Here is a 24,649-nt window from a genome sequence, read left to right as displayed (position 1 = left end):
TGCGAGCAAAACGGGTGGGGGTAAAAGATAGAAAAAGCGCACATCACACAATGTGCGCAGCAAGACGTTAGAGAATAAAGCGGCTCAGATCTTCATCTTCCACCAACTGTTCAAGATGTTTGTTCACGTAAGCTTCGTCTACGGTGAGTGACTCACCATTTTTCTCAGATGCATCAAACGAAATGTCTTCCATTAGCCGTTCCAGCACGGTATGCAGACGTCGGGCACCGATGTTTTCAGTGCGTTCGTTCACCTGCCAGGCCGCTTCTGCAATGCGCTGAATACCCGACTCAGTAAAGTCGACGTCGACCCCTTCAGTTTTAAGCAACGCTTTGTACTGTGCCGTTAACGAGGCATTGGGTTCGGTCAGAATGCGTTTGAAATCGCCTACGGCCAATGCGGATAACTCAACACGAATAGGTAACCGCCCCTGCAGTTCTGGTATAAGATCAGACGGCTTACTCATCTGAAATGCTCCCGAGGCAATAAACAGGATATGGTCCGTTTTTACCATGCCGTGCTTGGTCGACACGGTTGACCCTTCAACCAGAGGAAGCAAGTCGCGCTGCACCCCTTCGCGGGACACATCACCGGAGTTGTTGCCTTCTCGCTTACAAATTTTGTCAATTTCATCGATAAACACGATACCGTGCTGCTCAACCGCGTCAATCGCCAGCTCTTTTAAATCTTCCTGATTGACCAACCGGGCAGCTTCTTCTTCTTCCAGCAATTTGCGGGCTTCTTTGATTTTCAGTTTTTTCTTTTTCTTCGACGACCCCGAAAGATTCTGAAACATGCTTTGCAGTTGATTGGTCATTTCCTCCATTCCAGGAGGCGCCATTATCTCAACGCCGACTTGCGGTAGTGACACATCAACTTCAATTTCTTTGTCATCCAGGCTGCCTTCACGCAGTTTTTTGCGGAAATTCTGGCGGGTGCCACGGTCTTCTACTTTTTCTTTTTCACCCCATGCATTTTCAGGTGGGGGAAGTAGTACGTCCAGAATACGCTCTTCAGCGGCTTCTTCAGCACGGTATTTTACCTTCGCCATGGCTTTTTCTTTGGTCATTTTAACCGCAATGTCAGCCAGGTCGCGAATGATCTGCTCCACTTCCTTACCCACATAACCCACTTCGGTAAACTTGGTTGCTTCAACCTTAATAAAAGGCGCATTCGCAAGTTTTGCCAGACGACGGGCGATTTCAGTTTTTCCCACCCCTGTCGGGCCAATCATTAAGATATTCTTGGGCGTAACTTCCTGGCGCAATTCTTCGGGTAATTGCATCCGACGCCAGCGGTTTCGAAGCGCAATCGATACCGCTCGCTTGGCGTCTTGCTGGCCAATAATATGGCGATCTAATTCGTGCACTATTTCGCGAGGTGTCATTTCAGACATAGAAAACCTTTTGATAAAAATTCTGTACCTGCCCCTCTTGCAAGAGGCGCTGTGAAATCGATAACCCTAGTAGTCCAACACTTCGAGTGTATGGCTGTGATTGGTGAATACGCAAATATCACCCGCAATGGTTAGACTTTTTTCGGCTATTTCCTTTGCGCTAAGCGATGTGTTTTGCAACAGCGCTGTGGCAGCCGATTGGGCATAAGGCCCACCAGACCCGATTGCGATCAAATCATTTTCAGGCTGCACCACGTCACCATTTCCGGTGATAATGAAAGAGGCATTCTCATCGGCTACTGCCAGCAGCGCTTCGAGTTTGCGTAACATTCTGTCAGTTCGCCAGTCTTTCGCCATTTCCACCGCTGCGCGGGTAATTTGCCCTTGATGCGCTTCCAGTTTAGCCTCAAATCGCTCAAATAGCGTAAAGGCATCCGCAGTGCCACCAGCAAATCCTGCAAGTATTTTATTGTGATACAAACGACGTACTTTACGGGCGTTGCCCTTCATGACGGTATTGCCTAAGGAAACCTGGCCATCACCGGCCATCACTACCTGGTTATCGCGTCTGACTGAAACAATTGTGGTCACGTAAATTCCCCACTAGATTAAATTTGAAGAGTCACTTCAGATGCTGAAGTTTATTGCTGTAAAGGTATGTGGGGGAGGGTTGAGGGATTTCAAGGCCAGAGCAGATTGTTTTAATGATCCCCACCAGCCCTTATGTCAGGCCACCGCGGGCGACCATTTTTAAGACCCCGCGCCAAATAAAAACGACAAGTTAGTTTACCTTTTTCCGCGTCTACTGTTAGTGCAGGTCAACGCGGAAAATCATTAAAGGTTCCAGAACCAGATCTGGCAGGTCGCAATATTAACCTTACGTAGCGTATGTTTGGCGCGTTCGGCATCACGCTTAGTATCGAAAGGTCCTAAAATTACCCTGAACCATTCTCCATTGGCACCCGTGCTGGGTCTGATTTGCGATTCCAGCCCTTGAAAAGCGATAGTTGCTTTCATTTCTTCAGCTTGAGAGCGCGTGCGGAAGGAGGCACATTGCATCAGATAACGCTTGTCAGACTTTTCCTGCTCAGCCACGTCCACTTCCACTTCGTAGCCAGGCAAAGATTTAATGTATTCCCACTCTTCTTCAGGGAGTTCCGGGAGATCATCTTTGTTTTTTATAACGTCAGAGGTGACCGGCGAATCCACTTTCTGCTCCGCAGAGTCTTTAATTGACCACAGGAAAATCACAAAACCAATTAATAAGGCCATTACGACAACAAGGCGCATCCACGGTAAGCTGGCATTATTTGATGTGTCAGCCTTGGTCTTCGCCTGTCTTTTTCCCTGCGGCTTTTTGGCGGGAGCTTTTTTATTGTTTTTCTGCGGGGTGCGCCCGCGCGAGACATAATCTTTTTGAGCCATAAACGGCGTACTTTCCAAAATAAGGGTAGATCACAGTTAAGGCGAACAGTGTAACGTGGATAAATGAAAAATGCTGCTCACTTATCCACCATCTGCTACGAAACAGGTACAAGATGACAAATAGCGTTAATTAAAATCCATAGGATCGATATCCACCGACCATCTCACCTTCGATGACAATGGCAATTGGGTAATGTTAGGAATACTTGCTCGCAGCGCATTATGCAATACCGACCGTTTATTCGTTGATACGATCAAAATAAATCGATACCTACCCTGTTTTTTCTCCACCATCGCCGGTATCGGCCCGACGAACTGCATGCTAGTCGCTTGATTCAATTGTTGCCGTGCCTGCATTAAAAATTCATAGGCCAGTTCAGGATTCACAGACTCAGCGCGTAGCGCACATTGAACTTGAAAAGGCGGTAGCCCGCTTTGGCGTCTTTCCTGAATAAGATAGCGGGAAAACGCCTGATAGCCGTTGCAAATCAGATCCTGCAGTAAAGGATGATCCGGTGAATGGGTTTGTAACCACATCTCCCCGGGTTTGCTCGCTCTACCCGCGCGCCCGGCCAGCTGAGTTACTAATTGAGCCAGCTTCTCGGGTGCGCGAAAATCGGCACTGTATAAGGCGCCGTCACAACCCAGTACCACCACCAACGTAACGTGCGGAAAATGATGCCCCTTAGCGAGTATCTGCGTACCAATAAGGAGTTGATACTCCTGACGGTCAATTTTCTTAAGCATACCTGCGAGTTTGTCTTTCCCTCTAATCGAATCGCTGTCAATCCGAACCTGCGAATACTGCGGAAACAACTGCGCAAGGCCTGTTTCTATCTGCTCTGTCCCGGTCCCGGAAGGAATAAGTTCATGACTGCCGCAAACCGTACATGAAGGTGGTATGGGTTTGGTCTTTTCACAGCGGTGGCATTGTAAACGTGGGGGTTTTTGATACACGGTAAATGGCTGCTCACAGCGTTTACACTCAACTGAATGCCCACAGTGATGGCATAACAGCGCTGGCGCGTAACCCTTGCGATTAATAAATACCAGTACTTGATTGGCAGCCTCCAAGTGCGACTTGATAATGGCTATTGTTCCTGCGGCAAGACCAAATTGCAGTGTCTGATCGCGCGCATCCAGCAAGTGATGAGCAGGCGCAGCCGCTCCGCCCGCTCTAGCGGTCAATTGCACGTGCTGATAGCGTTTGGATAGCGCGTTATTGAGCGATTCCAGCGAAGGCGAGCCCGACCCCAGAACTAACGGAATGTCTTGCTTTTTTGCGCGAACGACGGCGAGATCCCGGGCATGGTAGCGCAAGCCATCATTTTGCTTAAATGAATCGTCGTGCTCTTCATCCAGAATAATCATTCCTAAATCAGCGAAGGGTGTAAAAATGGCTGAGCGCGTACCAATGACGATACCGACATTATTTGCTTTTGCCCGATGCCAGATCAGTAACCGCTCTGAATTAGTCACTTGTGAGTGAAGGACCGCCACATCGATACCAAAGCGGTGAGCAAAGCGATTCACCGTCTGTGGCGTGAGGCCAATTTCAGGCACAAGGATCAGCACCTGTTTGCCTGCCAACAACACTTGTTCGAGCGCTTGTAAATAAACTTCCGTTTTGCCGCTACCAGTGACACCTTCTATTAGCAAGGTTGAAAAGCCGGTTATTTGATTTATGGCGGCGATCGCTGCTGCTTGTTCACGATTTGCTGCGGGTTTGGCCTCAATGCTTATAGATGATTGCCACGGCTTGTTGATAACCGGTCTTTCGACAGTGTGTACAAACTTTTTTTCGTGCAGCGCAGTGACCACGGCGGCCGAAAATTGCTTGTTCAAAATAGTTAAAGGTACAGGCTGCTGTTTAATTGCCTGCAAACACGCCAGCTGCTTTGGTGCGCGGGAAAGTTTTTCAGCTGCTACACTGTCAATTTCGCCCGCTACTTCAACATAGGATTGTGAATCAGTGGGTAATGGGTCACCTTTGCGCAATAGCACCGGCAGTGCGGTGTGAAAAACTTCGCCTACAGGATGATGATAATAATGTGTTAACCATTCACACAGCGAAATCATCACCGGAGGCAGTATGGGTGACGAGTCCAGTACTTCCTGAAGTGGCTTAAGTTTGTCGGTGGTGCCATTGAATTCAGCGCTAGCCGCAGTCACCACCCCCACCAGGGTGCGTTTACCAAACGGCACGGTGACCCGACAACCTTTCTCTACCTTATGCTCGGCAAGATAAGTAAACGTTTGACGCAAGGGGACAGGTACGGCGACATCAATAAACCACTGTGACATGCAATTCAGACAAACCAGATAGTAATGAATTTAAAAGTTAACCAATCATACCGAATTAATAACCGCATGGCAGGAGAATCTTCAACCGCTTCAGCGGTGCAAGGTAAGGGATAAATAACTTGACCAAAACTTAAGCTTCTATTATTATGCGCGGCCTTTATTGGCGGGGTTTCGTCTGAAACACTGCAATTATTAATAACGTATGGTGTTTGACTGCGGGTTGAATAGCGATACGGCCTTTTTTTGAGGTAAACCATGAAACAAGATATCCATCCGGAATATAAAGAAATTACTGCAAGCTGTTCATGTGGTAATACAATTAAAGTTCGTTCTACGCTAGGTAAAGACATTAACCTGGACGTATGTTCAAACTGCCACCCTTTCTACACTGGTAAGCAACGTAACGTTGACACTGGTGGTCGTGTTGATCGCTTCAAGAAGCGTTTCGGTGCACTGGGCAAAAAATAAGAATTGCGTCAAATACGCAATTCAACGAAACGCCGGCATCATGCCGGCGTTTTTGTTTCTGCTCATTTTATAATCTGCGTGAATAACTAAAATTGAAAACAAATTCTTTTGTTTATTTTCCTGCCAAGTTACTTTAACACTGCGTACCTCATCTGATATGTTGAGGAAATGAAGGTGTGATAGAGTTCCGCCCATTTGAAATTCGCAATAATGAACCGTTGTCACGCTTAGCGGTAACCCTCTGAAGCAGGTTACGCGCAGGTTAACACAATAAAAAAATGGCTACGTTCATGAAAATTGCATAACAACGTTTTTACCAACCCTACACAGTAAGGACTATTGCCATAATGTCAGATTTCAGACAACGAGCACTGGATTATCATGCCTATCCCACTCCGGGAAAGATTAAAGTGGAGCTGTCCAAACCCGCTGACAGCGTAGATGACCTGGCGCTGGCTTACAGCCCGGGTGTCGCGGAGCCTGTGCGCGAAATCGCTGAAGATGCTGACGCTGCTTACAAATATACCGCTAAAGGTAATCTGGTGGCGGTAATCAGCAACGGCACCGCGATTTTGGGCCTTGGCAATCTGGGTCCTCTGGCATCAAAACCAGTGATGGAGGGCAAGGCCCTGCTATTTAAACGCTTCGCTGGCCTGGATGCGATCGATATTGAAGTAAAGCATCGCACCACAGAAGAATTCATCAATACCGTTGCAAATATTGCCGACACATTCGGCGGCATTAACCTTGAAGATATCAAAGCGCCTGAGTGTTTTGAAATTGAACAAGAGCTCATCAAACGTTGTAAAGTGCCGGTGTTTCATGATGACCAACACGGTACCGCTATCGTAACCGCTGCGGGTATGCTGAATGCTCTGGAGATTCAGGGCAAGGATATCCAAACGGCCAAAATTGTGTGTATGGGTGCTGGTGCCGCAGCAGTGGCATGTATGGAGTTACTGATTAAGTGTGGTGCTCAGCGTGAACGTATTTATATGCTTGACCGCAAAGGGGTTATTCATACCCGACGGGAAGATTTAACTGAGCATAAAAAAATGTTTGCTAACAACACCGACAAGCGCACGCTTGAAGACGTGATGGACGGTGCTGATATTTTTGTTGGTGTGTCAGGCCCTGACGTATTGGCTCCCGATGCGCTAAAACTGATGGCTGACAAGCCGATTGTGTTTGCCTGTTCTAATCCTGACCCGGAAATTAAACCGGAGCTTGCTCACAGTGTCCGCGATGACTTGATCATGGCAACTGGACGTTCGGATTACCCCAACCAGGTCAATAACGTCTTATGCTTTCCCTTTATTTTCAGAGGGGCGCTGGATGTGCGCGCGAGTGCAATTAATGATGAGATGAAAGTGGCTGCGGTGGAAGCGATTCGCGCCATCTCCAAAGAGCCGGTGCCTGAGGAAGTCTTAAAAGCCAGTAAGAGTAGTAGTTTAAGTTTCGGCAAAAACTACATTATTCCCAAGCCTATGGATCCGCGTTTGTGTGGTCGCATTGCGAAAGCGGTGGCAATTGCTGCTATTGAATCGGGTGTTGCGCGACTGGACACGTTGCCTGCCAGTTACGCATAAGGTTAACGGGGTGCCGGCAACATGCTGGCACCTGTATTTATTTAGTCTTCAGCGTCCATTTCTGGTTCAATCCCCATCTCCTCCATTATGCTGCGTGCGTTCGCCGGGATTCGGTTAGGGTTGTCTTTGCGCAAATCATCATCATCAGGCAGGGGCTGACCTGTAAACGCGTGCAAAAACGCTTCACAAAGTAGTTCTGAATTTGTTGCGTGTCTTAAGTTGTTGATCTGCCTGCGTGTTCTTTCATCGGTAAGCACTTTAAGTACATTGGTTGGTATAGACACGGTGACTTTTTTTACTTGTTCACTTTTCTTGCCGTGCTCTGCGTACGGATGTATATATTTACCGTTCCATTCTGCCATAAGGGTCTCGTCATCTTTTATAGGGTATCGTTATGACTGGAAATTCTAACCAATATCCAAAAAAGGTCAATTAAGCAGTGTAAACTGCTTGACGTCTATCCATATATAACATAATTTGGACGTCTAAACGTCTACAAATAAGGTGGGTTGGACCATGGTTTCATATGCGCAAGGAATCGATGCCTTAAATCAGTCGTTGGCTGAATTAACAGATATTGATGTTTCATTCGAATTTTTTCCGCCTAAGACGGAGCAAATGGAACAGACGCTATGGAAGTCAGTCGAGCGTTTGGCACCACTGAATCCCGCTTACATGTCAGTCACCTACGGAGCGAACAGTGGCGAGCGTGACAGAACCCACCACGTGGTTAAGCGTATTCATCAGGAAACGGGGATACCCGCAGCACCGCATTTAACCTGTGTTGACGCCAGCAAAGAAGAACTTCGCCAAATTGCCAAAGATTATTGGGACTCAGGGATCCGACGGATTGTCGCATTACGGGGCGATCTCCCTGAGGGTGTCAGTAAAACAGAAATGTACGCCGCAGATTTAGTGGAACTGTTAAAAGAGGTGGCGGATTTTGATGTTTCCGTGGCGGCCTATCCAGAGAAACATCCTGAAGCACCCAATTCGCAATTCGATTTACTCAATTTACGTCGTAAAGCACAGGCAGGTGCGAGCGAGGCAATAACCCAATTCTTTTTTGATACCAGCGTGTTCTTACGCTTTCGCGATCGCGCTGCGGCGGCAGGGATTGATTTGGACATAGTACCTGGCATCTTACCGGTAACCAATTATCAAACCCTGCTGCGATTCGCAGGCTTCACCAATGTGCATATCCCTGGCTGGTTGCATCGAACCTTTGATGGGTTAAATAATGATGATCAAACCACCCGTAACCTGTTGGGCGCAAACATTGCGCTGGATATGGTGAAGGTACTGGCAAAAGAAGGGGTCAAACACTTTCACTTTTATACCCTCAACCGCTGCGAATTAAGTTACGCCATATGCCATATGCTGGGTAAACGTGAGCAAAGCGTGTACGAAGAACCCGCATTGTTGAGGAAAATTTAGTTTTACCTATTTGAACTAGCCGTTACACTTAGGCAAAGTGCTGGATAAAAATTGTATTATTATCAATCCGCAAGCAAATGGAGTGTAATGTGAACGCAGAAAGAATGAAGGCTATGTGGCACAAAAATCAGCGCCGTATTCGGGATTTTGGTCGTATCTTTTTGCAACGTTGCGCCAGCGATAATATTACCATTTCAGCCGGTCACCTGGCTTATGTAACGTTACTGTCGCTGGTACCTTTTATTATGGTGACGTTTACCATGATGTCTGCATTTCCCGCTTTCGCATCAGTGAGAAGCAAGCTGGAACATTTTATTTTTACTAATTTTGTGCCAACGGCCAGTGATGTGGTGCATGAGCACATCTTATCCTTCGTCTCGAATGCCGCTGAGATGAGTGCCATTGGTATCTTATCGCTGTTGGTTGTAGCCCTGTTACTTATTTCCAATGTGGATAAAACCTTAAACCGTATCTGGCGTACGCCCAGCGAGCGGCCGCTAATCTATACGCTGGCAATTTATTGGATGGTGATTACGTTAAGCCCCATGCTGATTGGTTCCAGTGTTGTAGTTACCTCTTACTTGTCGGGCATTGCTACGTTTGCCGAAGAGTACACACCCGGACTGGGGACGACTTTTTTAAAAATGGTGCCAAGCTTGACCACCATGCTGGCATTCGTAATTTTGTACATGCTGGTGCCAAACCGCAGAGTGAGCCCAAAGTATGCCCTGCCCGGCGCCCTAGTTGCCACCGTCCTGTTTGAAATTACCAAAAATGGCTTTACCTTTTACGTCACTAACTTTCCGTCTTATCAGATTATTTACGGTGCGCTGGCAACGCTGCCCATTTTGTTCCTGTGGGTATATTTATCGTGGATAGTGGTACTGATTGGTGCCGAATTCACCTGCAGTCTTAATGATACCTTCGATGAACATAAAGCCAGTGAGGAACCCAGAGAGCTGCCTAACGAATAATATGCTTACATTAGGCACGTTTGATTTAGCGATCCGGGATAAATTACTTCATCGAAGCAATAAAGGCATCTGACTCAGCGATAGCACTTCTCATATTGCGTATAAGCACGCGGATATCAGCCTGCATGACTGTCAGTTCACCTTCCAACGAGCCGATGGCGCTGGCATTCAGGTTATGTTTCAGAAACAGAACATTATCTTCCAGCTTGCGTAACACCGGTGTCATGGTACCTTCTGCTTTGCGCATGGCGCTTAGCATGGATTCATATTTACGTCGGGTATCACGCAATTGCTGTTCGCTGGTGCGACGGTAATTTTCATTCTGGTAACGTTCCAGCTCGTCTTCCCATTCATCGAAAAGCGCATCTGCCACTGAGGCGACCTTGTTGATTCGGTTCGACACTTCATCTGCTGCGGCCTTACTATCGTTATACTCATCGCTGAGTCTTTCGTAGACTTCTTCAAGTTCACCGCCTTGGAAATTAATCAAGGCGCTGAATTCTTCCAACGCTGAACTGAATTGTTCCTGAGCATCTTCCTGCGATTCACGGGCATCTTCCACCCTATCAACCATAATCTCACGTTTTTCAACGCCGACTTTTTCCCACGCAGCATAGTAGGCTGACTGACAGCCTGACAACAGCATAAGAATCATAGTGAAAAATGCTAGTGAACGTGTTTTCATCGGTTACAGCCCCCGCCCTCGGTATTTGGCTGCATCAATGATTGACCAGATATGGAAGATAAATCCAATTGGCCAGAAGAAAAACAGAATAACTGTCATCGACAGTGAATAGCAGCCGTAGGTGAAAATAAAAAATAATAATGCTCTTAATACTCGACCCTGGACTAATTGGCCCAATCCGGCTAAAAATACATTACATATTGCTGCTATCACGTTTCCACCTGAACCTTGACCTGCCATATCAACTCTCTCGCATTTATGATTAGAATGTGTTTCATTAATATACTAATTTTACCCAGCACACAATGAGCTGAAATAAAATGAAACGACTTTATCCGGATATTGCTGCTTATCACAGTGGGTATCTCAAAACCGATTCCCAGCATGAAATTTTCTACGAGCAAAGTGGCAACCCGGAGGGGATCCCAGTCGTCTATCTCCACGGTGGGCCCGGTGCAGGCCTTTCACCCAATTATAAATGCTTTTTTGACTCCAGCCGCTATCGCATTATTGGTTTTGAGCAACGCGGTTGTGGTCGTTCCCGACCGTTTGGTGATTTACGTCACAATTCCACCCAGGATTTGCTTTCTGATATCTGCCTTCTGCGAGAGCACCTCAACATTGATAAGTGGGTGGTCTTTGGCGGCTCGTGGGGAACCACGTTGGGGTTGCTATATGCTATGGAGCAACCAGAGGCTGTGTATGGACTGATCCTGCGCGGTATCTTTTTAGGCCGCCAGGAAGATATCGACTGGTTTATTTCCGAAAGTGGCGGCGGCGCGATTTTTTTCCCGGAATATTTTAAGAAATTTGCTCAGGGTACCCCTTCACCAGCAAACTCTGCCGCAATTCTTCATACCTTCAACGAAATTTTTGCCAGTGAGAATGAAGTCAATAAGCTTGCTGCTCTTAAGCGCTGGTACTGCTGGGAAGAGCGGCTTTCACGATTAGTATTGCCGCTGGGTACAGGAGATATTACCTCGCAATATCCGGTGCATCTGGTGACCAGCCTGGCCTTACTCGAATGCCATTATTTACTCAACAAGTGCTTTATTGAAGAAAATTATATTATGCAAAATATCGATAAAATCGCCCACCTACCAGCGATTTTGATCCACGGTCGCTATGATATGGTGTGTAAACCAGAAGGTGCATACCTGTTGCATAGCGCCTGGCCAAATAGTCGTTTGCAAATGGTCCCCGATGCCGGACACAGTACCTCAGAACCCGGTATCGGCTATGCGCTGTGCAGGGCAACCCGAGACATGGCAAGATTCATTAAGGAGCAGGAATGATAGGTGTTATACAGCGAGTCAGTGAGGCCAGTGTCATCGTTGAAAAGCGTATTGTTGGACAGATCAATCAGGGCCTTCTGTTGTTGCTGGGAGTCGAGCGCGAGGATAACCAGAGTCACGTTGAGAAATTAATTAGAAAAGTCACCCAGTACCGTCTATTTGCCGATGAAGAGAATAAAATGAACCTGAACGTACAGCAGGTTAACGGAAGCATACTGGTCGTTTCTCAGTTTACTCTGGTGGCAGACACCACTAAAGGCAACCGTCCTGGCTTTTCACGGGGCGCAACGCCAGCGCATGGTGAGCAAATGTACAATGAGTTTGTCACTAAGCTTGCTGCCACGGGTGTCCCTACTCAAACAGGTGAGTTTGGCGCCAACATGCAGGTCTCATTGATCAACGATGGCCCAGTCACTTTTACGTTTCAGGTGTAGCAGAAGCTTACCTATGCTCCATCAGTGCGTTTGCAGATAAAGAGCTTGTTTCGTTATCGTCCCTCATGTTTAATGGATTTATTATGGTTCACTATATGGTTTGTTTGTGTTTAGAGTTGTAAAACCCAAAAGCGTAGAGGAATTCAACGCTTACTATACTTTTCGCTGGACATACCTTAGGCAACCCTGGAACTTTCCTCCGGGTTCAGAAAAAGACGAATACGAGCAAGTTGCTGAACATCGCATGATTATAAACAGTGCCGGTGACATCGTTGCCTGCGGTAGAGTGCACCTGAATACCGCTGAAGAAGCCCAAATCAGGCACATTGCTGTGCATGCAGATTTTCAGCGAAAAGGGTTAGGACAAATGATTCTGGGAGCGCTGGAAGCGGTTGCACGGGATTTAGGTGCGATCAGAGCAGTGACCAACAGCAGGGAGTTATCGATTCCTTTCTTTACTGCCTGCGGTTTTGCTGTTGAACGAGAAGCGCCTACTGAACTTGGCACCTTGCGCCGCCAGCAAATGGTGAAAAAGTTAAGTGACTTAAGTTCACTGGTGATGCACCCTAACTGGTGCAAGGAACTTCAGAAAACCTGGTCTGATACCATCCCGATTACTGATCACATGGGTATTAAGATTCACCAGTTTACTGGTAGAACACTGGAGACCCGGGCATCATTGAACAAGAATATAAATATTCACGGCACCATGTTTGCCGGCAGTATATTTTCGTTGGCTACCCTCACCGGCTGGGGCATGATCTTTCTGCAACTGAAAGAAAAAAATGTGCGTGGCGATATTGTGTTGGGTGACGGGGACATTCACTATCATAAGCCCATTACCATGAAACCCCGCGCTATCTGCAACATTGAATCGTTATCAGGTAAGCTGGGGCTGCTGGATAAAAATAAAAAGGCGAAATTAACGCTGCAAGTAGATATTTTAGATGGCGATGACCCAGTAGCCGAATTTAAAGGGGTTTACTGGGTTTTGCCGCCCAAGAAAGTCAGCAAGGATGATTCAGAAGAAGAGTAACCTTTTCGACGTTTACTTTACTTTGGTCAAAGCCACAAAAAACGCCTCTTAATAAAGAGGCGTTTTTTACTGAATATCAATACTGAAAATCGCTTAAGCAACCATAGCTGCCTGCAGCTTCTTCATCGCGTTCTTTTCAATTTGACGCACGCGCTCAGCTGAAACCTGATATTTATCAGCCAGATCCTGCAACGTAATTTTGCTGTCTGCTAACCAACGGGTTTCAATAATATCCTGACTACGCTCATCCAGTGTTTTGATTGCTGAGTACAAGCGTTTCGACGCATTGCTGTCCCAATCATTGTTAATCACATCCATTTCAACATCGGCGCTTTTATCTTCCAGAAACTGTACTGGTGCAAAACTACCGCTTTCGTCATCATCAGCAGATAAATCAAACGCTTGATCCTGGCTACTCATGCGCGCTTCCATCTGAAGCACTTCTTTTGTACTTACACCCAGTTCGTCCGCAACCGTCTGCACTTCGGCGTGAGTGAACCATCCCAGACGCTTCTTAGCCTTGCGCAAGTTGAAGAATAATTTACGTTGCGCTTTGGTGGTGGCTACTTTCACAATACGCCAGTTTTTGAGCACAAACTCATGAATTTCCGCTTTAATCCAATGTACAGCAAACGAAACAAGTCTGACGCCCACCGTGGGGTCGAATCGTTTTACGGCTTTCATCAAACCGATGTTGCCTTCTTGAATAAGATCAGCCTGAGGTAAGCCATAGCCAGAGTAAGATTTTGCAATATGCACGACAAAACGCAGATGTGACATGACCAGCTTTCTTGCCGCGCCCAGATCGTCTTCTTCACGTAAGCGCGTAGCTAAATCACGTTCTTCTGCCGCAGTCAGCATATCAATGCCGCTCACTGCTTGAATATACCCCTCAATACTACCGTGGTGAGGTACTGAAAGGGCCATCGATTGCAAATTGTTGCTCATATTCACCTCAATTTAAAACACGCCCCAGTATAACATTGCAAAAAGCACGTTGCGAGTTTATCACCAGTTGCTACTCAACAAAGAAAGAAATATAACGTGTGTTGAGTAAATAACAAGACCTACCTAATACGAAAAAAGTTCCCAATCTGATTTAGATTAAACTATCTTAAGCGTATAGTGAATGAAGTTTATCCTGATAGATTGTTGTTAAACGCGACAAAATGATAAAAATATAAACTCTTACTAAAAAGTTGATAACAATTTCAAATAAGACCTTTGTCAGACCGCTAGCTAACTTCGAGGTTAGAAACGGAAAACTAACAGGAACACTATGTTTGCATATATAGCGCGACAGCCCATATTTGACGTAAACCGTGAGGTATTTGCGTACGAGTTACTTTTCAGAGACGGTGAAAAGAACTGTTTTCCTGACATTCCGCCTGACGAAGCAACGTCCAAATTGCTGACTTCCAGCCACTTAAGCCTCGGTCTGGAAGAAATTGTGGGTGACAAACTTGCATTTATCAATTTTCATCGCGATACCTTAATGTATCGTTTCCCCACTTCACTTGATCCCTCACAGGTTGTCATCGAAATACTGGAAACCATAGAAGTTGATAAGCAGCTCATTGGTGCATGCAAGCATTTACGCGGACTCGGATTTAATCTGGCGTTGGACGACTACGATGCCACTGAAAAGTGGAAGCCTTTTTTACCATTTACCAAAATTGTTAAGTTTGACATCACCACCATGACAGTGGATGAAATTGCCGAACTTGTTCCGCAGCTAAAAGAACATAAAATCAAACTGGTCGCTGAAAAAATCGAAACATATGCAGATTTCGAGAAATTTAAAGCGATGGGTTTCGATTACTTTCAGGGTTACTTTTTTGCTTATCCGGAATTGGTCCGTCACCGCACGTTAGAATCGTCAAAACTGACGATTCTGGAGTTATTGACTGCCAGTTCCTCAGTTAAAATGGACTTTGACAAAGTAAACGCCATTTTAGAACGGGATGTGTCACTCACCTATTTATTGTTGCGCTTTATCAATAATCCGCTATTCAATAAGCGTAATAAAATCACTTCCCTTAAACATGCGCTCACCTATATGGGCGAAGTAGAAGTGAAAAAATTCATTGCGCTGCTGGCGCTGGCCAATCTCAGTGAAGGCCAACCGAGTGAACTGATGGAGATGTCGTTGATACGGGCCAAGTTTTGTGAATTGGTGTCCGTGGCATTAAAGCAGAAAGAAAATCCGCCGACTGGCTTTCTGACGGGCCTGCTTTCGCTATTGGATGCACTGATGGAGCAACCGATGGAAGGCTTGATGAACAAGATTCCTATCAGTGAGGGCGTAAAGGATGCGCTGTGCGGTAAACAGAATTTGCTGAAAGATTGCCTGCTAATGGTTCAACATTTTGAAAGTGCCAACTGGGCCGGAATCAAAAAAATGTCAGCAAAACATAAGCTTAAACAAACTTTATTGCACGGTTTTTATAATGAATCGATTAAGTGGGGTAGATCCATGCAGTCGTGTACACGAGAGTAGTATGTTTGCTTGTGCTTTCTACCGGTAACCTGCGTGTTTTCACGTTGTCCTCACGCTGTGAAAAAGTAGATTATAATTTAGCCGTAGGGTAAAGTGATGTTTATACCAAACCACATATCCCCAGATGTGGGCTTTATTATAATTATAAAAAAGAAGTATTTGTCGTGAGGAATCAGTTCAACAACATGTTTGCTTTTATTGCGCGCCAACCGATCCTTGATCGGGAAAAAGATGTGTTTGCATACGAGCTGCTTTTCAGGGATGGAAAAGGTGGAACGTTTCCCGACCTGGATCCAGAAAAAGTACGCTATATTTCCCAGCGGTTTCACGCGTTAGGGCTGGATGATATCAGCGGCGAAAAAACATCCTTTATCAACTTCAGTTCAGACACCCTGATATCGCGATTCCCGACCACACTCAATCCTGAAACCGTGGTGGTAGAAATTACTGAAAGCCCCACCCAACAGGCTGGATTGCTGGAAGCGTGTCAGCACATTAAGCAGTTGGGTTTTAAACTGGCCATTGACGATCCAATGATGATCAGTGGCAAGCACGAAATTTTTCCCCTGATTGACATTGTTAAGGTTGATGTATCAAAAAGTCGCTTTGAAGTTATTGAACAAAAAATTCCACGCTTTTTAGACTCGAACATACGTCTGGTAGCAGAGCAGGTGGATTCGTATGATCAGTTCAATACCTGCCGTGATCTGGGGTTTGATTTGTTTCAGGGGTATTTCTTTGCCCAGCCTGAAACCCGCATTCAGCGCCAGCTACCTGCCTCAAAAATGAATTTAGTGGATTTGATGGGCGAGAGTTCTCAGTCTCATTTTGATTTGGAACGGATCAACCAGATCATTGAGCGTGACGCTGCGTTAAGCTACATTCTGCTGAGGTTCATCAATAACCCCACAATCAATAAACGCTTCAAGATTACGTCTTTGAAACACGCATTAAATTTCATGGGCGAAATTGAAATCAAAAAGTTTATTGCCCTGCTGTCCCTGGCTAATCTGGGTGACGATAAGCCACTGGAGCTGATTCATATGTCACTGGTGCGGGCTAAGTTTTTTGATTTACTATCCCAGGAAAGAAAGATGAATACTGATCCGCCCATCGGCTTTCTGGTGGGGCTGTTCTCAATGCTGGACGCCTTGTTAGACCAAAATATAGAAGACATTCTTAAACAGTTACCCTTAACAGAAAGCGTCAATGACGCGTTGTTGGGTAAAAGCAAAGAATTTAATAGCTATATCCAGTTGGTCAGAGCGTTGGAAGGGGCATTATGGTTGAACGTTGTTAAGCAATCGAAAACACTCGACATTGATCAGAAACACTTGCACAGCTTGTACAATCAGGCCATCGTCTGGGGCAATGGCGTGAAGAATGCCATTTCAGCTTACTTTCCGCGCCCGGCTATCAGGTAAAATAAATTTAAGGGAGGTAATACCTGGTTGGTATTACCTCTTTCATTTAGCTAGGCTCAATTTCTCGGACGTGCCGTTGCACAGCAATCATTGAGCCCACCAGCCCCAATCCCACAGATAAACCCAGCATAGTAAATAGCGCACTTCCGGTGAGCCCGGTGATATTGAAGTCTTTTTGATATAACGCAGCAAATGCTTCAATACTGCTGTCCATCCACCACAAAATAATGATCACTGCGAGCCAGGCGAGCAAGCCGCCAAGTAATCCATACCAAAATCCGGTATATAAGAAGGGGCGATGAATAAATGAGTCGGTGGCACCAATAAGTTTCATCACCACTATCTCATCGCGTTTGTTAAGAATATTAAGTCTAATCGTATTACCTATAATCAGTACAACGGCGAGAAACAGTAAAATCCCTATCAACGATACCAGTTCGCGGGCAATATCCAGCAGTGCGTATAACCGTTCCAGCCACTCAATATCCAGTTTGCCAATATCCACTTCCCGCTGTTGTTTAAGTTTATCCAACAATGCCGCTGCAGCGGTGGGGTTGGCGAATTTCTCAGTCGGTCGTACCAAAATGACGTCAGGCAACGGGTTAGATTCTAAATAAGCAACCGCATCACCTAACCCAGAAAGTTGTTGAAACTCCTGCAAGGCTTCGTCTGCCGGTACATAAACCGTTGAATCAATTTCTTCCCAGGTGGATAAGCGGGCCAGCAACTGCTGTGCGTTTCCGGCGGTGGTTTGCGGGGTCAGAAAAAGTGAGATCTCTGACGCCTGATCCCAGCCTGCACTGATTTTTTCGGTATTCTTAACCAGAATATACAGTGTGCTGGGCAGTGTGATACTCAGCCCCAACACCGCCACCGTCATAATCGACGCGGCCGGCTGCCGCCATAGTTCGCCCAAACTGTTTAACGCCTGGCGCAGATGACTGACAAATAACATAGAAATAAGTTGAGTGAAACCAATCCGCACGTCACTGGCCCCCTGAGAGCGACCTTTAAACAATAAACTCATTGCCACACTCCCTCATCTTCATTTAAGCCATCAGTGATCATTTGCCCATTGCGTAAGGTCAATGTGCGATAACGCATGCGTGCAATCAGGCCTAAATCGTGGGTTGCAATAAATACCGACACCCCGGCTTGGTTGAAATCTTCAAACAGGCTGATGATCTCCATGGATAATTTTGGGTCGAGGTTACCCGTAGGCTCATCCGCGAGTAATAATGGCGGCTTGTTGACCACAGCCCGGGCGATACCAACTCGTTGTTGTTCGCCCCCCGACAACATCAATGGCGAATTTTTGGCTTTTTGACTTAGCCCCACCATTTCCAGCGCCGCTTCAACCCGACGGGAGGTTTCTTTACGCGTATAGCCTTCGATAATCAAAGGCAAGGCAACGTTATCAAATACCGATTTATCCATCAGTAAGTGGTGGTTTTGGAATATCATGCCGATATCGCGCCGAATAAAGGCTATTTGTCGACGCGTAATAGTGTTGAGATCGTGACCGTTGATAAGCACCCGCCCCACCGTCGGCCGCTCCATGATGCTGATCAGTTTAAGCAGTGTACTTTTTCCTGCGCCGGAATGCCCGGTCAGAAACGCCATCTCGCCCGGTTCAATGTGAAAATTAACCTTGCTCAACGCGCGCTGTCCGCCAGGATAGGTTTTACTGACCTGCTCAAATTTAATCATGAAGACATCCCTAACAACCTGCTACTTTTTTGTTTTTATTATTGGCACTGCTAACGGCTCACTACTCGCTGCCTATTTTTCACTAAATAGAGCGTCGATAAATTCATCACTGTTGAATGAACGCAAATCGTCAATACTTTCGCCAACACCGATATAGCGAATGGGAATACCAAACTGGTCAGCCAGTGAGAATATTACTCCACCTTTGGCAGTTCCATCCAGTTTCGTTAACGTAATGCCCGTCAGCCCAACCGCCTGGCTAAACAATTTGGCCTGACTGATTGCATTTTGGCCGGTGCCCGCGTCAAGTGCCATCATCACCTCATGTGGGGCATCCGGATTGAGTTTCTTCATCACTCTAACCACTTTCTTTAACTCTTCCATTAGGTGATCTTTGTTCTGGAGACGCCCGGCCGTATCTGCTATCAGCACGTCCATCTTACGTGATTTCGCCGATTCCAGCGCATCGTAAAGTACTGACGCACTGTCCGATCCCGTTGGCTGGGCAATCACCGGGATGTTGTTGCGCTCACCCCACACCTGCAGCTGTTCTACTGCTGCCGCCCTGAATGTGTCACCCGCAGCCAGCATCACTTTTTTACCGTGCTGCTGAAACTGCTTGGCTAACTTGCCTATGGTGGTGGTTTTACCTACGCCGTTAACACCCACCATCAGAATTACGAAAGGCCCCTGGCTGGCATCGTGGGTTCTCATCACCGCATCAAGTGGCTGGTCGACATTTAACAGCATGTCGTGCAATTGGGTTTTGAGAATTCCATAAAGCGCTTCGGCATTTTTTAGATCTGAGCGCTTAGCACTATCGGTGAGCTTATCAATAATTTTCTGAGTGGTATTCATGCCGACGTCAGCCATCAGCAACTGGGTTTCCAGTTCTTCATAGAGATCATCGTCAATTGTTTTGCCTTTAAACAGGCTGATAAAACCGCTGCCGAGGTTGGTACGGGTTTTACCCAGACTGGCTTTTAAGCGTTGAAATAAAGATTGACGCGGCTTTGCCGATTCAGTTGACTTGACTTCATCATGGCTGGTTGATTCCAACTCGGTTGCGGTGACCGATGGAACATTACCCTCGTCAGCAGGCTGCTTTGAAACCGTTGCATCAGACTCAGCCATCGACTCATTGTCAGCTGTCTCCGTTTGCTGGATGGGTGGCTGAAACTCTGCAACCGACTCGGGTTGTACTGAAGGAGCCTCGGTGACTAACAGCTCTTTATCTGCTGAAGATGCTTTCTCCGCTGAAGGCTCTTTCTCCGCTGAGGGCTCTTTTTCCGCTGAGGGCTCTTTTTCCGCTGAGGGTTCTTTCTCCACTGAAGGCTTTGTTTGCGTTGAAGGATCTCGTTCTACAAAGGCAGATTGTTGGGTTGACGGAGCATCTTCGCCTGCGGGTGTTTGTTCAGCCACGGGTGTTTCGTGCTCTGAAGGCGTTAAGCTGGACTCAGATTGCGTTTCTGGTGAATCGGTGATGTCCTCTGAAGGCGTTTTTTCAGGTGACTTGTTCTTTTTAAACCAGTTAAAAAGTTTGGACATTGCGGGGACAATTCCTTATATCAAAATACAAAGTAGGCTACACTTGCCATCATCGAATTTTCCTATCATAGCATTGTCAGACTTAATGAAGCGAGCCTCAAAAAAAGCCAATTCCAGAACAACCTCTGGCTCGATAAGAATTATCAGTGGTCAGTGGCGGGGTCGCAAACTTCCAGTCATTAGTGCGCAGGGTTTACGCCCTACCACAGATCGTAACAAAGAGATGCTGTTTAACTGGTTGATGCACGACACACGTGATGCGAATGTGCTGGATATGTTCGCTGGCTCAGGCGGTTTGGGTTTTGAGGCATTGTCTCGCTACGCGGCACACTGCACATTTATAGAACAGGACAAAACCGCTGTGAAGGGGATTAACCAAAACATTGCCTTACTGGGCGCTTCAGCTACCGTCAAACAGGGCGACGCTGTGCAAGTGGCGACATTGCTGTCGTCGTCTTTCGATATTATTTTTATTGATCCGCCTTTTCATCAGGGCTTAACACAACAAGCTATCGATATAGTTCAGCGTTTTAATTTACTCTCTGCGGATGGCCTGATATACGTTGAACAAGAGTCGCAGCAACCTATTCCGCGACTCCCCGACGACCTTGAAATACTTAAGCAAAAACACACTGCGCAAGTCAGCTGTTGGCTGCTTCATCGTCGATAACGATGCCCAGATTAGAAATACCCTCTTCCAGCGCCAGTTCTTTAACCTGCTTACAAGCGTCTTTTTGATGTGAGGCGCGATTCAGATAATCCAAAAGCTGCGCCTGCACCTCAATTTCAAATTCCATCAACGGATGTGCGCGCACATTATCTTCGTTTGCCTCACCCATCGCGAGCAAGTAATTTTCCACACTGCCCTGTGACAGCTTGCTGATCACCACTGCGCCCTGCATATCCTGTTTTAATAACAAATTGAGGCAGGCTGCGACCCCGATAGCCGCATCAATTGCCGGGTATACCCCAAATGAGTCGTGATCTGCGGTGTCCGGCGTCGCCTCTTCTACCTTTTCCAGTTGCAACGAAAAGTTAATTTTACTTTTTGGGCTTAATAGTGACTCCCAAATCAAATTCAAACACTTGCGCAACACATTGTCATCTTCGACATTCGCTGCGGCACAAAAGAGTTCGTAGTTAGGTACCATGCGTTCAAGTAGCGCCGCGCTAAACGCTACCGCTTTCCACCCTTCGAGCTCACGCACTCGAGCAAACGTGTTCAATTTGTTCGACATTATTTCGTTCCTATATCAGGGGAATAGTAACCACTCACCCCATCTAACAACATCTGGATCGCGATCATGACCAGAATCATCCCCATCAAGCGCTCCATTGCTATTAGTCCACGCTCACCCAACAATTTGTGGAACAAACCTGAAAACAATAAAATGATTGCACTGACCAACCAGGCAGCCCCCAATGCGATGGTCCAATCCATCATACGGTCGGGGTTTTGATTGGCTAACAGAATTAGCGCTGCCATTGTTGAAGGGCCCGCGATCATCGGAATAGCCAGTGGCACGATAAACGGCTCTTCACCCACCGGCAACCCTGCCGCATTACCGGACGTGGGAAAAATCATTTTAATCGCGATAAGGAATAAGATTATCCCCCCGGCGATGCTGACCGTTTCCTGTTGAACATTCAAAAAATCAAGTACGGCCTGCCCACTGAACAAAAATATGAACAGGATCCCCAGAGCAATAAGCAGTTCACGCGCTAAAATAAAACGCTGTCGCTTAGGTTCGATGGTTTTAAGCACCGACATAAAGACCGGCAGGTTTCCAAGCGGGTCCATGATCAGAAATAACATTACCGCGGCCGACCATGTATCCATGACTGACAGTCTCCCCAACGAGCAAAAAATACTGTTACTATTGTGTTTTAAACGTTAAATTAAGCATCAAACGACCTAAAGTTAAACGTTTTATCAAGAAAAATCACAGCGAATTGTCGCATTTACGCTTAACTAATACTATCACTCCAGAAAGGATAATAAGAAATGAGTTTAATGACCGTAAAAGAAGTCGCAGCCTACTTGGATATTCAAGAAGCACGGGTGGAACGACTCGAGCGCGAAAGCTTGTTAGTGGCAAAGAAAAAGGATGTCGACGGCAATCCCATGTTCGAACGAGATGATGTAGAGCGATATAAAGTACTGGCGGAACGCTTAGGTGGTATTTAATTACGCTATATCACCACTTTAAATCAGGCAGCCCGAATTCCCCATTCGGGCTGCGAGTATGTTAGCCCTGCTGTTTCAGCAACGCAGCAATCGATCGAATCCCTACTGCACTGGCTCCCACGGGCATTTCTGATGACCCTTTGCCGTGGTACGCCGCGGCTAAATCAAGATGTATCCAGCCCTTGCCTTCTGGGTCCACAAACCGGGCCAGAAAACCTGCCGCATTAGACGCGCCACCGCCGCCACCTCCTTTCTGGGGTCGACTGTTTGCGGTATCGGCAAACGAAGAAGGACAACGATCTTTGTGCCATTGTTCCAGCGGTAATGGCCAGAAGCGCTCTGACTCTGATTTAGCGCAATCAAGCATCATCTCTCTGGCACGGTCATCCATACTGAATACGGCATGGTAATCGTTACCCAACGCCACCGTCGCAGCACCAGTCAGAGTGGCAGCATCCAGAATCAGTGATGCGCCGGTTTCGCTGGCCGCCATTAAGCCATCGGCCAATACCAAGCGCCCTTCCGCGTCGGTATTCACAACCTCAACAGTGACGCCATTTTTATAAGTCAAAACGTCGCCTAATTTGTAAGCGTGGCCGCTGATGAGGTTTTCTGCACAGCATAAGAACAGTTTAACTCGCGTATTGAGCCCCTGTAATATAGCTAGCCCGAGCGCGCCAGTCACCGTTGCCGCGCCCCCCATGTCACATTTCATGTCCAGCATGCCTTCACTGGACTTGATCGAGTAACCACCACTGTCAAAGGTGATACCCTTACCAACCAGCGCGGTTGCTACCGGTGCATTGTCATTACCGGTGGGGTTGTAATCTAATTCTAACAGCACCGGCGGTCGTTCGCTGCCCCGGCCAACATTGTAAATACCTGTCCAACCAGCTTCAGCGAGTGCCTCTCCGGTTGTCATCGAATAGCTCACTGCATCGGGAGCCAGCGACTTGATCCATTCTGCTGCACGGCTGGCAAGGTTTTCAGGCGACAGCTCTTCTGGTGTATCGTTAACCAGCTTGCGGGTAAACAACATTGCCTGATAACATTTTTGAATGCGGTCACTGTCAGCATTATCGCAAAAGTGTATTTTTGAGGGATTGCGTGCCCGCGTGAAACTTAGCGCAAAAACCCACTGGTGTTCGAACTGCCATTCACCTGTCAGCATAACCTCCGGAATACTTAATCCATCCAGTTTACGCGCTGCTTGCTGAATCGCCAGCAAACCGTCGCCTGACTCTGGCAAATGGATAATGGCGCCATTTTCAGTAAAACTTAACAGCGCATTTTCACCCCAACCTGATGTTGCCGGTTGTGTTGCCAACGAGACAGTAAATTGTGACATAACAAATCCTTAATAAGCTTTGATAAACTAGAGATCTTGGTTCACCTAGTCGATTTTTCAACTATGAAGTTTAGTACGCCTCTGATTAAAGGAAAACTTATTAAACGTTACAAACGTTTTTTAGCCGATATACAGTTAGAAGATGGCAACATCGTTACTGCACACTGCCCTAATACCGGTGCAATGACCGGATGTGCGCAACCGGGTTTTAACGCTTTTCTGCGCTACAGCCATGACCCGAAACGCAAATTAAAATACACCTGGGAAGTCGCACAAACTTTTGACCACCACTTTATTGGCGTAAACACCCATAATGCTAATAAGTTAGTTGCCGAAGCACTACGGGAACAACGCGTTTTGGGATTTGAACAGGCGGAGGAAATTAAAGCCGAAGTCAAACCCGCTGGTAGTGACAGTCGCTTTGACTTTAGATTAATGATGGCGGATGAGCCCATTTATATTGAAGTTAAATCGGTCACTCTGGCTGAGGGAACGCGAGGGCTGTTTCCTGATGCAAAAACCATCCGTGGTGCGAAACATTGCCTGGCGCTGGCAAAACTGGCTGACCAGGGCATCCAGGCGGAATTAATATTTTGTGTTCAACATACGGGTATAAAAGAAGTCGCACTGGCCAAACATATTGATCCTGACTACGCCGATGCCGTATTGTTTGCCAGCCAAAAAGGCGTGGGTGTGAGGGCGTTAGGTTGTACTATCAGCGAACAAAAAATAGCAATAAATCAACCACTCCCCGTTATTTTGTAAAAAAAAAGTTGATTTTTTCTAACTAAACGCCATATTTGCGCCTTGCTTTGCCGTTGTGGTTCAAAATCGAGACAGATTAATTCCACAAATTATCGTTGCCTGTAACGATATCGGTGGGGATAG

At 46.6% G+C, this 24,649-nt stretch carries 26 protein-coding genes; 12 read left to right on the top strand and 14 right to left on the bottom strand.

Annotated features, from left to right (window positions below):
* Window positions 1–67: 67 nt before the first annotated feature.
* The 4 genes from hslU to priA all read right to left on the bottom strand — a co-directional run bounded on the left by hslU (window position 68) and on the right by priA (window position 5,125).
* Window positions 68–1,396 (bottom strand): ATP-dependent protease ATPase subunit HslU, encoded by a 1,329-nt coding sequence (hslU, locus tag HCJ96_RS09510; protein WP_169210822.1) that lies wholly within the window; start codon window positions 1,394–1,396, stop codon window positions 68–70.
* Window positions 1,397–1,462: 66 nt separating this feature from the next.
* Window positions 1,463–1,987, bottom strand: a complete 525-nt coding sequence (gene hslV / locus HCJ96_RS09505) for an ATP-dependent protease subunit HslV (RefSeq protein WP_169210821.1) — start codon at window positions 1,985–1,987, stop codon at window positions 1,463–1,465.
* 243 nt (window positions 1,988–2,230) lie between these two features.
* Window positions 2,231–2,821, bottom strand: coding sequence for an SPOR domain-containing protein (locus HCJ96_RS09500; RefSeq protein WP_169210820.1), 591 nt, complete (start codon window positions 2,819–2,821; stop codon window positions 2,231–2,233).
* Window positions 2,822–2,947: 126 nt separating this feature from the next.
* Window positions 2,948–5,125: a primosomal protein N' gene (gene priA / locus HCJ96_RS09495; RefSeq protein ID WP_169210819.1), complete on the bottom strand. Its 2,178-nt coding sequence runs from the start codon at window positions 5,123–5,125 to the stop codon at window positions 2,948–2,950.
* 255 nt (window positions 5,126–5,380) lie between these two features.
* Between priA and rpmE the strand changes: the two genes are divergently transcribed.
* On the top strand, window positions 5,381–5,593 hold the full coding sequence (gene rpmE, locus HCJ96_RS09490) for a 50S ribosomal protein L31 (protein WP_169210818.1): 213 nt from the start codon (window positions 5,381–5,383) through the stop codon (window positions 5,591–5,593).
* Between the two features lie 347 nt (window positions 5,594–5,940).
* On the top strand, window positions 5,941–7,182 hold the full coding sequence (locus HCJ96_RS09485) for a malic enzyme-like NAD(P)-binding protein (RefSeq protein WP_169210817.1): 1,242 nt from the start codon (window positions 5,941–5,943) through the stop codon (window positions 7,180–7,182).
* A gap of 41 nt (window positions 7,183–7,223) precedes the next feature.
* Here HCJ96_RS09485 and metJ read toward each other — a convergent pair whose 3' ends face one another.
* Complete coding sequence (gene metJ / locus HCJ96_RS09480) at window positions 7,224–7,544, bottom strand: met regulon transcriptional regulator MetJ (protein ID WP_169210816.1); 321 nt, start codon at window positions 7,542–7,544, stop codon at window positions 7,224–7,226.
* A gap of 154 nt (window positions 7,545–7,698) precedes the next feature.
* Here metJ and metF point away from each other — a divergent pair, with 154 nt between their 5' ends.
* Together metF and HCJ96_RS09470 are read left to right on the top strand one after the other, a co-directional pair.
* A complete protein-coding gene (gene metF / locus HCJ96_RS09475; RefSeq protein ID WP_169210815.1) occupies window positions 7,699–8,619 on the top strand; it encodes a methylenetetrahydrofolate reductase in 921 nt (306 codons plus the stop codon).
* A 104-nt stretch (window positions 8,620–8,723) separates the two neighbouring features.
* Window positions 8,724–9,593, top strand: coding sequence for a virulence factor BrkB family protein (locus tag HCJ96_RS09470; protein ID WP_169211137.1), 870 nt, complete (start codon window positions 8,724–8,726; stop codon window positions 9,591–9,593).
* A gap of 43 nt (window positions 9,594–9,636) precedes the next feature.
* Here the strand turns inward: HCJ96_RS09470 and HCJ96_RS09465 are convergent, their stop codons facing one another.
* Window positions 9,637–10,278 (bottom strand): DUF2959 domain-containing protein, encoded by a 642-nt coding sequence (locus HCJ96_RS09465; protein WP_246261283.1) that lies wholly within the window; start codon window positions 10,276–10,278, stop codon window positions 9,637–9,639.
* Between the two features lie 3 nt (window positions 10,279–10,281).
* Window positions 10,282–10,518, bottom strand: coding sequence for a hypothetical protein (locus HCJ96_RS09460; RefSeq protein WP_169210814.1), 237 nt, complete (start codon window positions 10,516–10,518; stop codon window positions 10,282–10,284).
* An 80-nt stretch (window positions 10,519–10,598) separates the two neighbouring features.
* Between HCJ96_RS09460 and pip the strand changes: the two genes are divergently transcribed.
* The 3 genes from pip to HCJ96_RS09445 all read left to right on the top strand — a co-directional run bounded on the left by pip (window position 10,599) and on the right by HCJ96_RS09445 (window position 13,043).
* Window positions 10,599–11,573: a prolyl aminopeptidase gene (gene pip / locus HCJ96_RS09455; RefSeq protein ID WP_169210813.1), complete on the top strand. Its 975-nt coding sequence runs from the start codon at window positions 10,599–10,601 to the stop codon at window positions 11,571–11,573.
* Window positions 11,570–12,007, top strand: a complete 438-nt coding sequence (gene dtd, locus HCJ96_RS09450) for a D-aminoacyl-tRNA deacylase (RefSeq protein WP_169210812.1) — start codon at window positions 11,570–11,572, stop codon at window positions 12,005–12,007. The genes pip and dtd overlap by 4 nt, the downstream gene beginning before the upstream one ends.
* Before the next feature lie 106 nt (window positions 12,008–12,113).
* On the top strand, window positions 12,114–13,043 hold the full coding sequence (locus HCJ96_RS09445; RefSeq protein ID WP_169210811.1) for a YiiD C-terminal domain-containing protein: 930 nt from the start codon (window positions 12,114–12,116) through the stop codon (window positions 13,041–13,043).
* A gap of 93 nt (window positions 13,044–13,136) precedes the next feature.
* Here HCJ96_RS09445 and rpoH read toward each other — a convergent pair whose 3' ends face one another.
* A complete protein-coding gene (gene rpoH / locus HCJ96_RS09440) occupies window positions 13,137–13,991 on the bottom strand; it encodes an RNA polymerase sigma factor RpoH (protein WP_169210810.1) in 855 nt (284 codons plus the stop codon).
* 331 nt (window positions 13,992–14,322) lie between these two features.
* On the opposite strand from rpoH, the gene HCJ96_RS09435 reads away from it, so the two are divergent.
* Both HCJ96_RS09435 and HCJ96_RS09430 read left to right on the top strand, forming a co-directional pair.
* A complete protein-coding gene (locus HCJ96_RS09435) occupies window positions 14,323–15,543 on the top strand; it encodes an EAL and HDOD domain-containing protein (RefSeq protein ID WP_169210809.1) in 1,221 nt (406 codons plus the stop codon).
* A gap of 185 nt (window positions 15,544–15,728) precedes the next feature.
* Window positions 15,729–16,967: an EAL and HDOD domain-containing protein gene (locus HCJ96_RS09430; RefSeq protein ID WP_169210808.1), complete on the top strand. Its 1,239-nt coding sequence runs from the start codon at window positions 15,729–15,731 to the stop codon at window positions 16,965–16,967.
* Window positions 16,968–17,013: 46 nt separating this feature from the next.
* Here HCJ96_RS09430 and ftsX read toward each other — a convergent pair whose 3' ends face one another.
* The 3 genes from ftsX to ftsY all read right to left on the bottom strand — a co-directional run bounded on the left by ftsX (window position 17,014) and on the right by ftsY (window position 20,225).
* The gene (ftsX, locus tag HCJ96_RS09425; protein WP_169210807.1) at window positions 17,014–17,994 is read right to left on the bottom strand and encodes a permease-like cell division protein FtsX; all 981 of its coding nucleotides are present in this window, start codon (window positions 17,992–17,994) and stop codon (window positions 17,014–17,016) included.
* Window positions 17,991–18,677: a cell division ATP-binding protein FtsE gene (gene ftsE, locus HCJ96_RS09420; protein WP_169210806.1), complete on the bottom strand. Its 687-nt coding sequence runs from the start codon at window positions 18,675–18,677 to the stop codon at window positions 17,991–17,993. Before ftsE ends, ftsX begins: the two co-directional genes overlap by 4 nt.
* A gap of 72 nt (window positions 18,678–18,749) precedes the next feature.
* Entirely contained in the window at window positions 18,750–20,225 is a 1,476-nt protein-coding gene (gene ftsY / locus HCJ96_RS09415; RefSeq protein WP_169210805.1) for a signal recognition particle-docking protein FtsY, read from the bottom strand.
* An 85-nt stretch (window positions 20,226–20,310) separates the two neighbouring features.
* On the opposite strand from ftsY, the gene rsmD reads away from it, so the two are divergent.
* On the top strand, window positions 20,311–20,895 hold the full coding sequence (gene rsmD / locus HCJ96_RS09410) for a 16S rRNA (guanine(966)-N(2))-methyltransferase RsmD (RefSeq protein WP_169210804.1): 585 nt from the start codon (window positions 20,311–20,313) through the stop codon (window positions 20,893–20,895).
* Here the strand turns inward: rsmD and HCJ96_RS09405 are convergent.
* Both HCJ96_RS09405 and HCJ96_RS09400 read right to left on the bottom strand, forming a co-directional pair.
* Window positions 20,867–21,466, bottom strand: a complete 600-nt coding sequence (locus tag HCJ96_RS09405; protein ID WP_169211135.1) for a DUF416 family protein — start codon at window positions 21,464–21,466, stop codon at window positions 20,867–20,869. The genes rsmD and HCJ96_RS09405 overlap by 29 nt on opposite strands.
* Complete coding sequence (locus HCJ96_RS09400) at window positions 21,463–22,065, bottom strand: YhgN family NAAT transporter (protein ID WP_169210803.1); 603 nt, start codon at window positions 22,063–22,065, stop codon at window positions 21,463–21,465. The genes HCJ96_RS09405 and HCJ96_RS09400 overlap by 4 nt, the downstream gene beginning before the upstream one ends.
* A 165-nt stretch (window positions 22,066–22,230) precedes the next feature.
* On the opposite strand from HCJ96_RS09400, the gene HCJ96_RS09395 reads away from it, so the two are divergent.
* Window positions 22,231–22,413 carry a helix-turn-helix domain-containing protein gene (locus HCJ96_RS09395; protein ID WP_169210802.1) on the top strand — a complete coding sequence of 61 codons (183 nt, stop codon included), beginning with the start codon at window positions 22,231–22,233 and terminating at the stop codon, window positions 22,411–22,413.
* A 61-nt stretch (window positions 22,414–22,474) separates the two neighbouring features.
* On the opposite strand, the gene pepB is transcribed toward HCJ96_RS09395, so the two are convergent.
* On the bottom strand, window positions 22,475–23,761 hold the full coding sequence (gene pepB / locus HCJ96_RS09390; RefSeq protein ID WP_169210801.1) for an aminopeptidase PepB: 1,287 nt from the start codon (window positions 23,759–23,761) through the stop codon (window positions 22,475–22,477).
* Window positions 23,762–23,824: 63 nt separating this feature from the next.
* Here pepB and sfsA point away from each other — a divergent pair, with 63 nt between their 5' ends.
* Complete coding sequence (gene sfsA / locus HCJ96_RS09385; protein ID WP_169210800.1) at window positions 23,825–24,526, top strand: DNA/RNA nuclease SfsA; 702 nt, start codon at window positions 23,825–23,827, stop codon at window positions 24,524–24,526.
* The last annotated feature ends 123 nt before the right edge of the window (window positions 24,527–24,649 follow it).

Source organism: Alteromonas ponticola, from assembly GCF_012911815.1.
Lineage (GTDB): Bacteria > Pseudomonadota > Gammaproteobacteria > Enterobacterales > Alteromonadaceae > Alteromonas > Alteromonas ponticola.
This window is presented reverse-complemented; position numbering and strand designations above follow the sequence as displayed.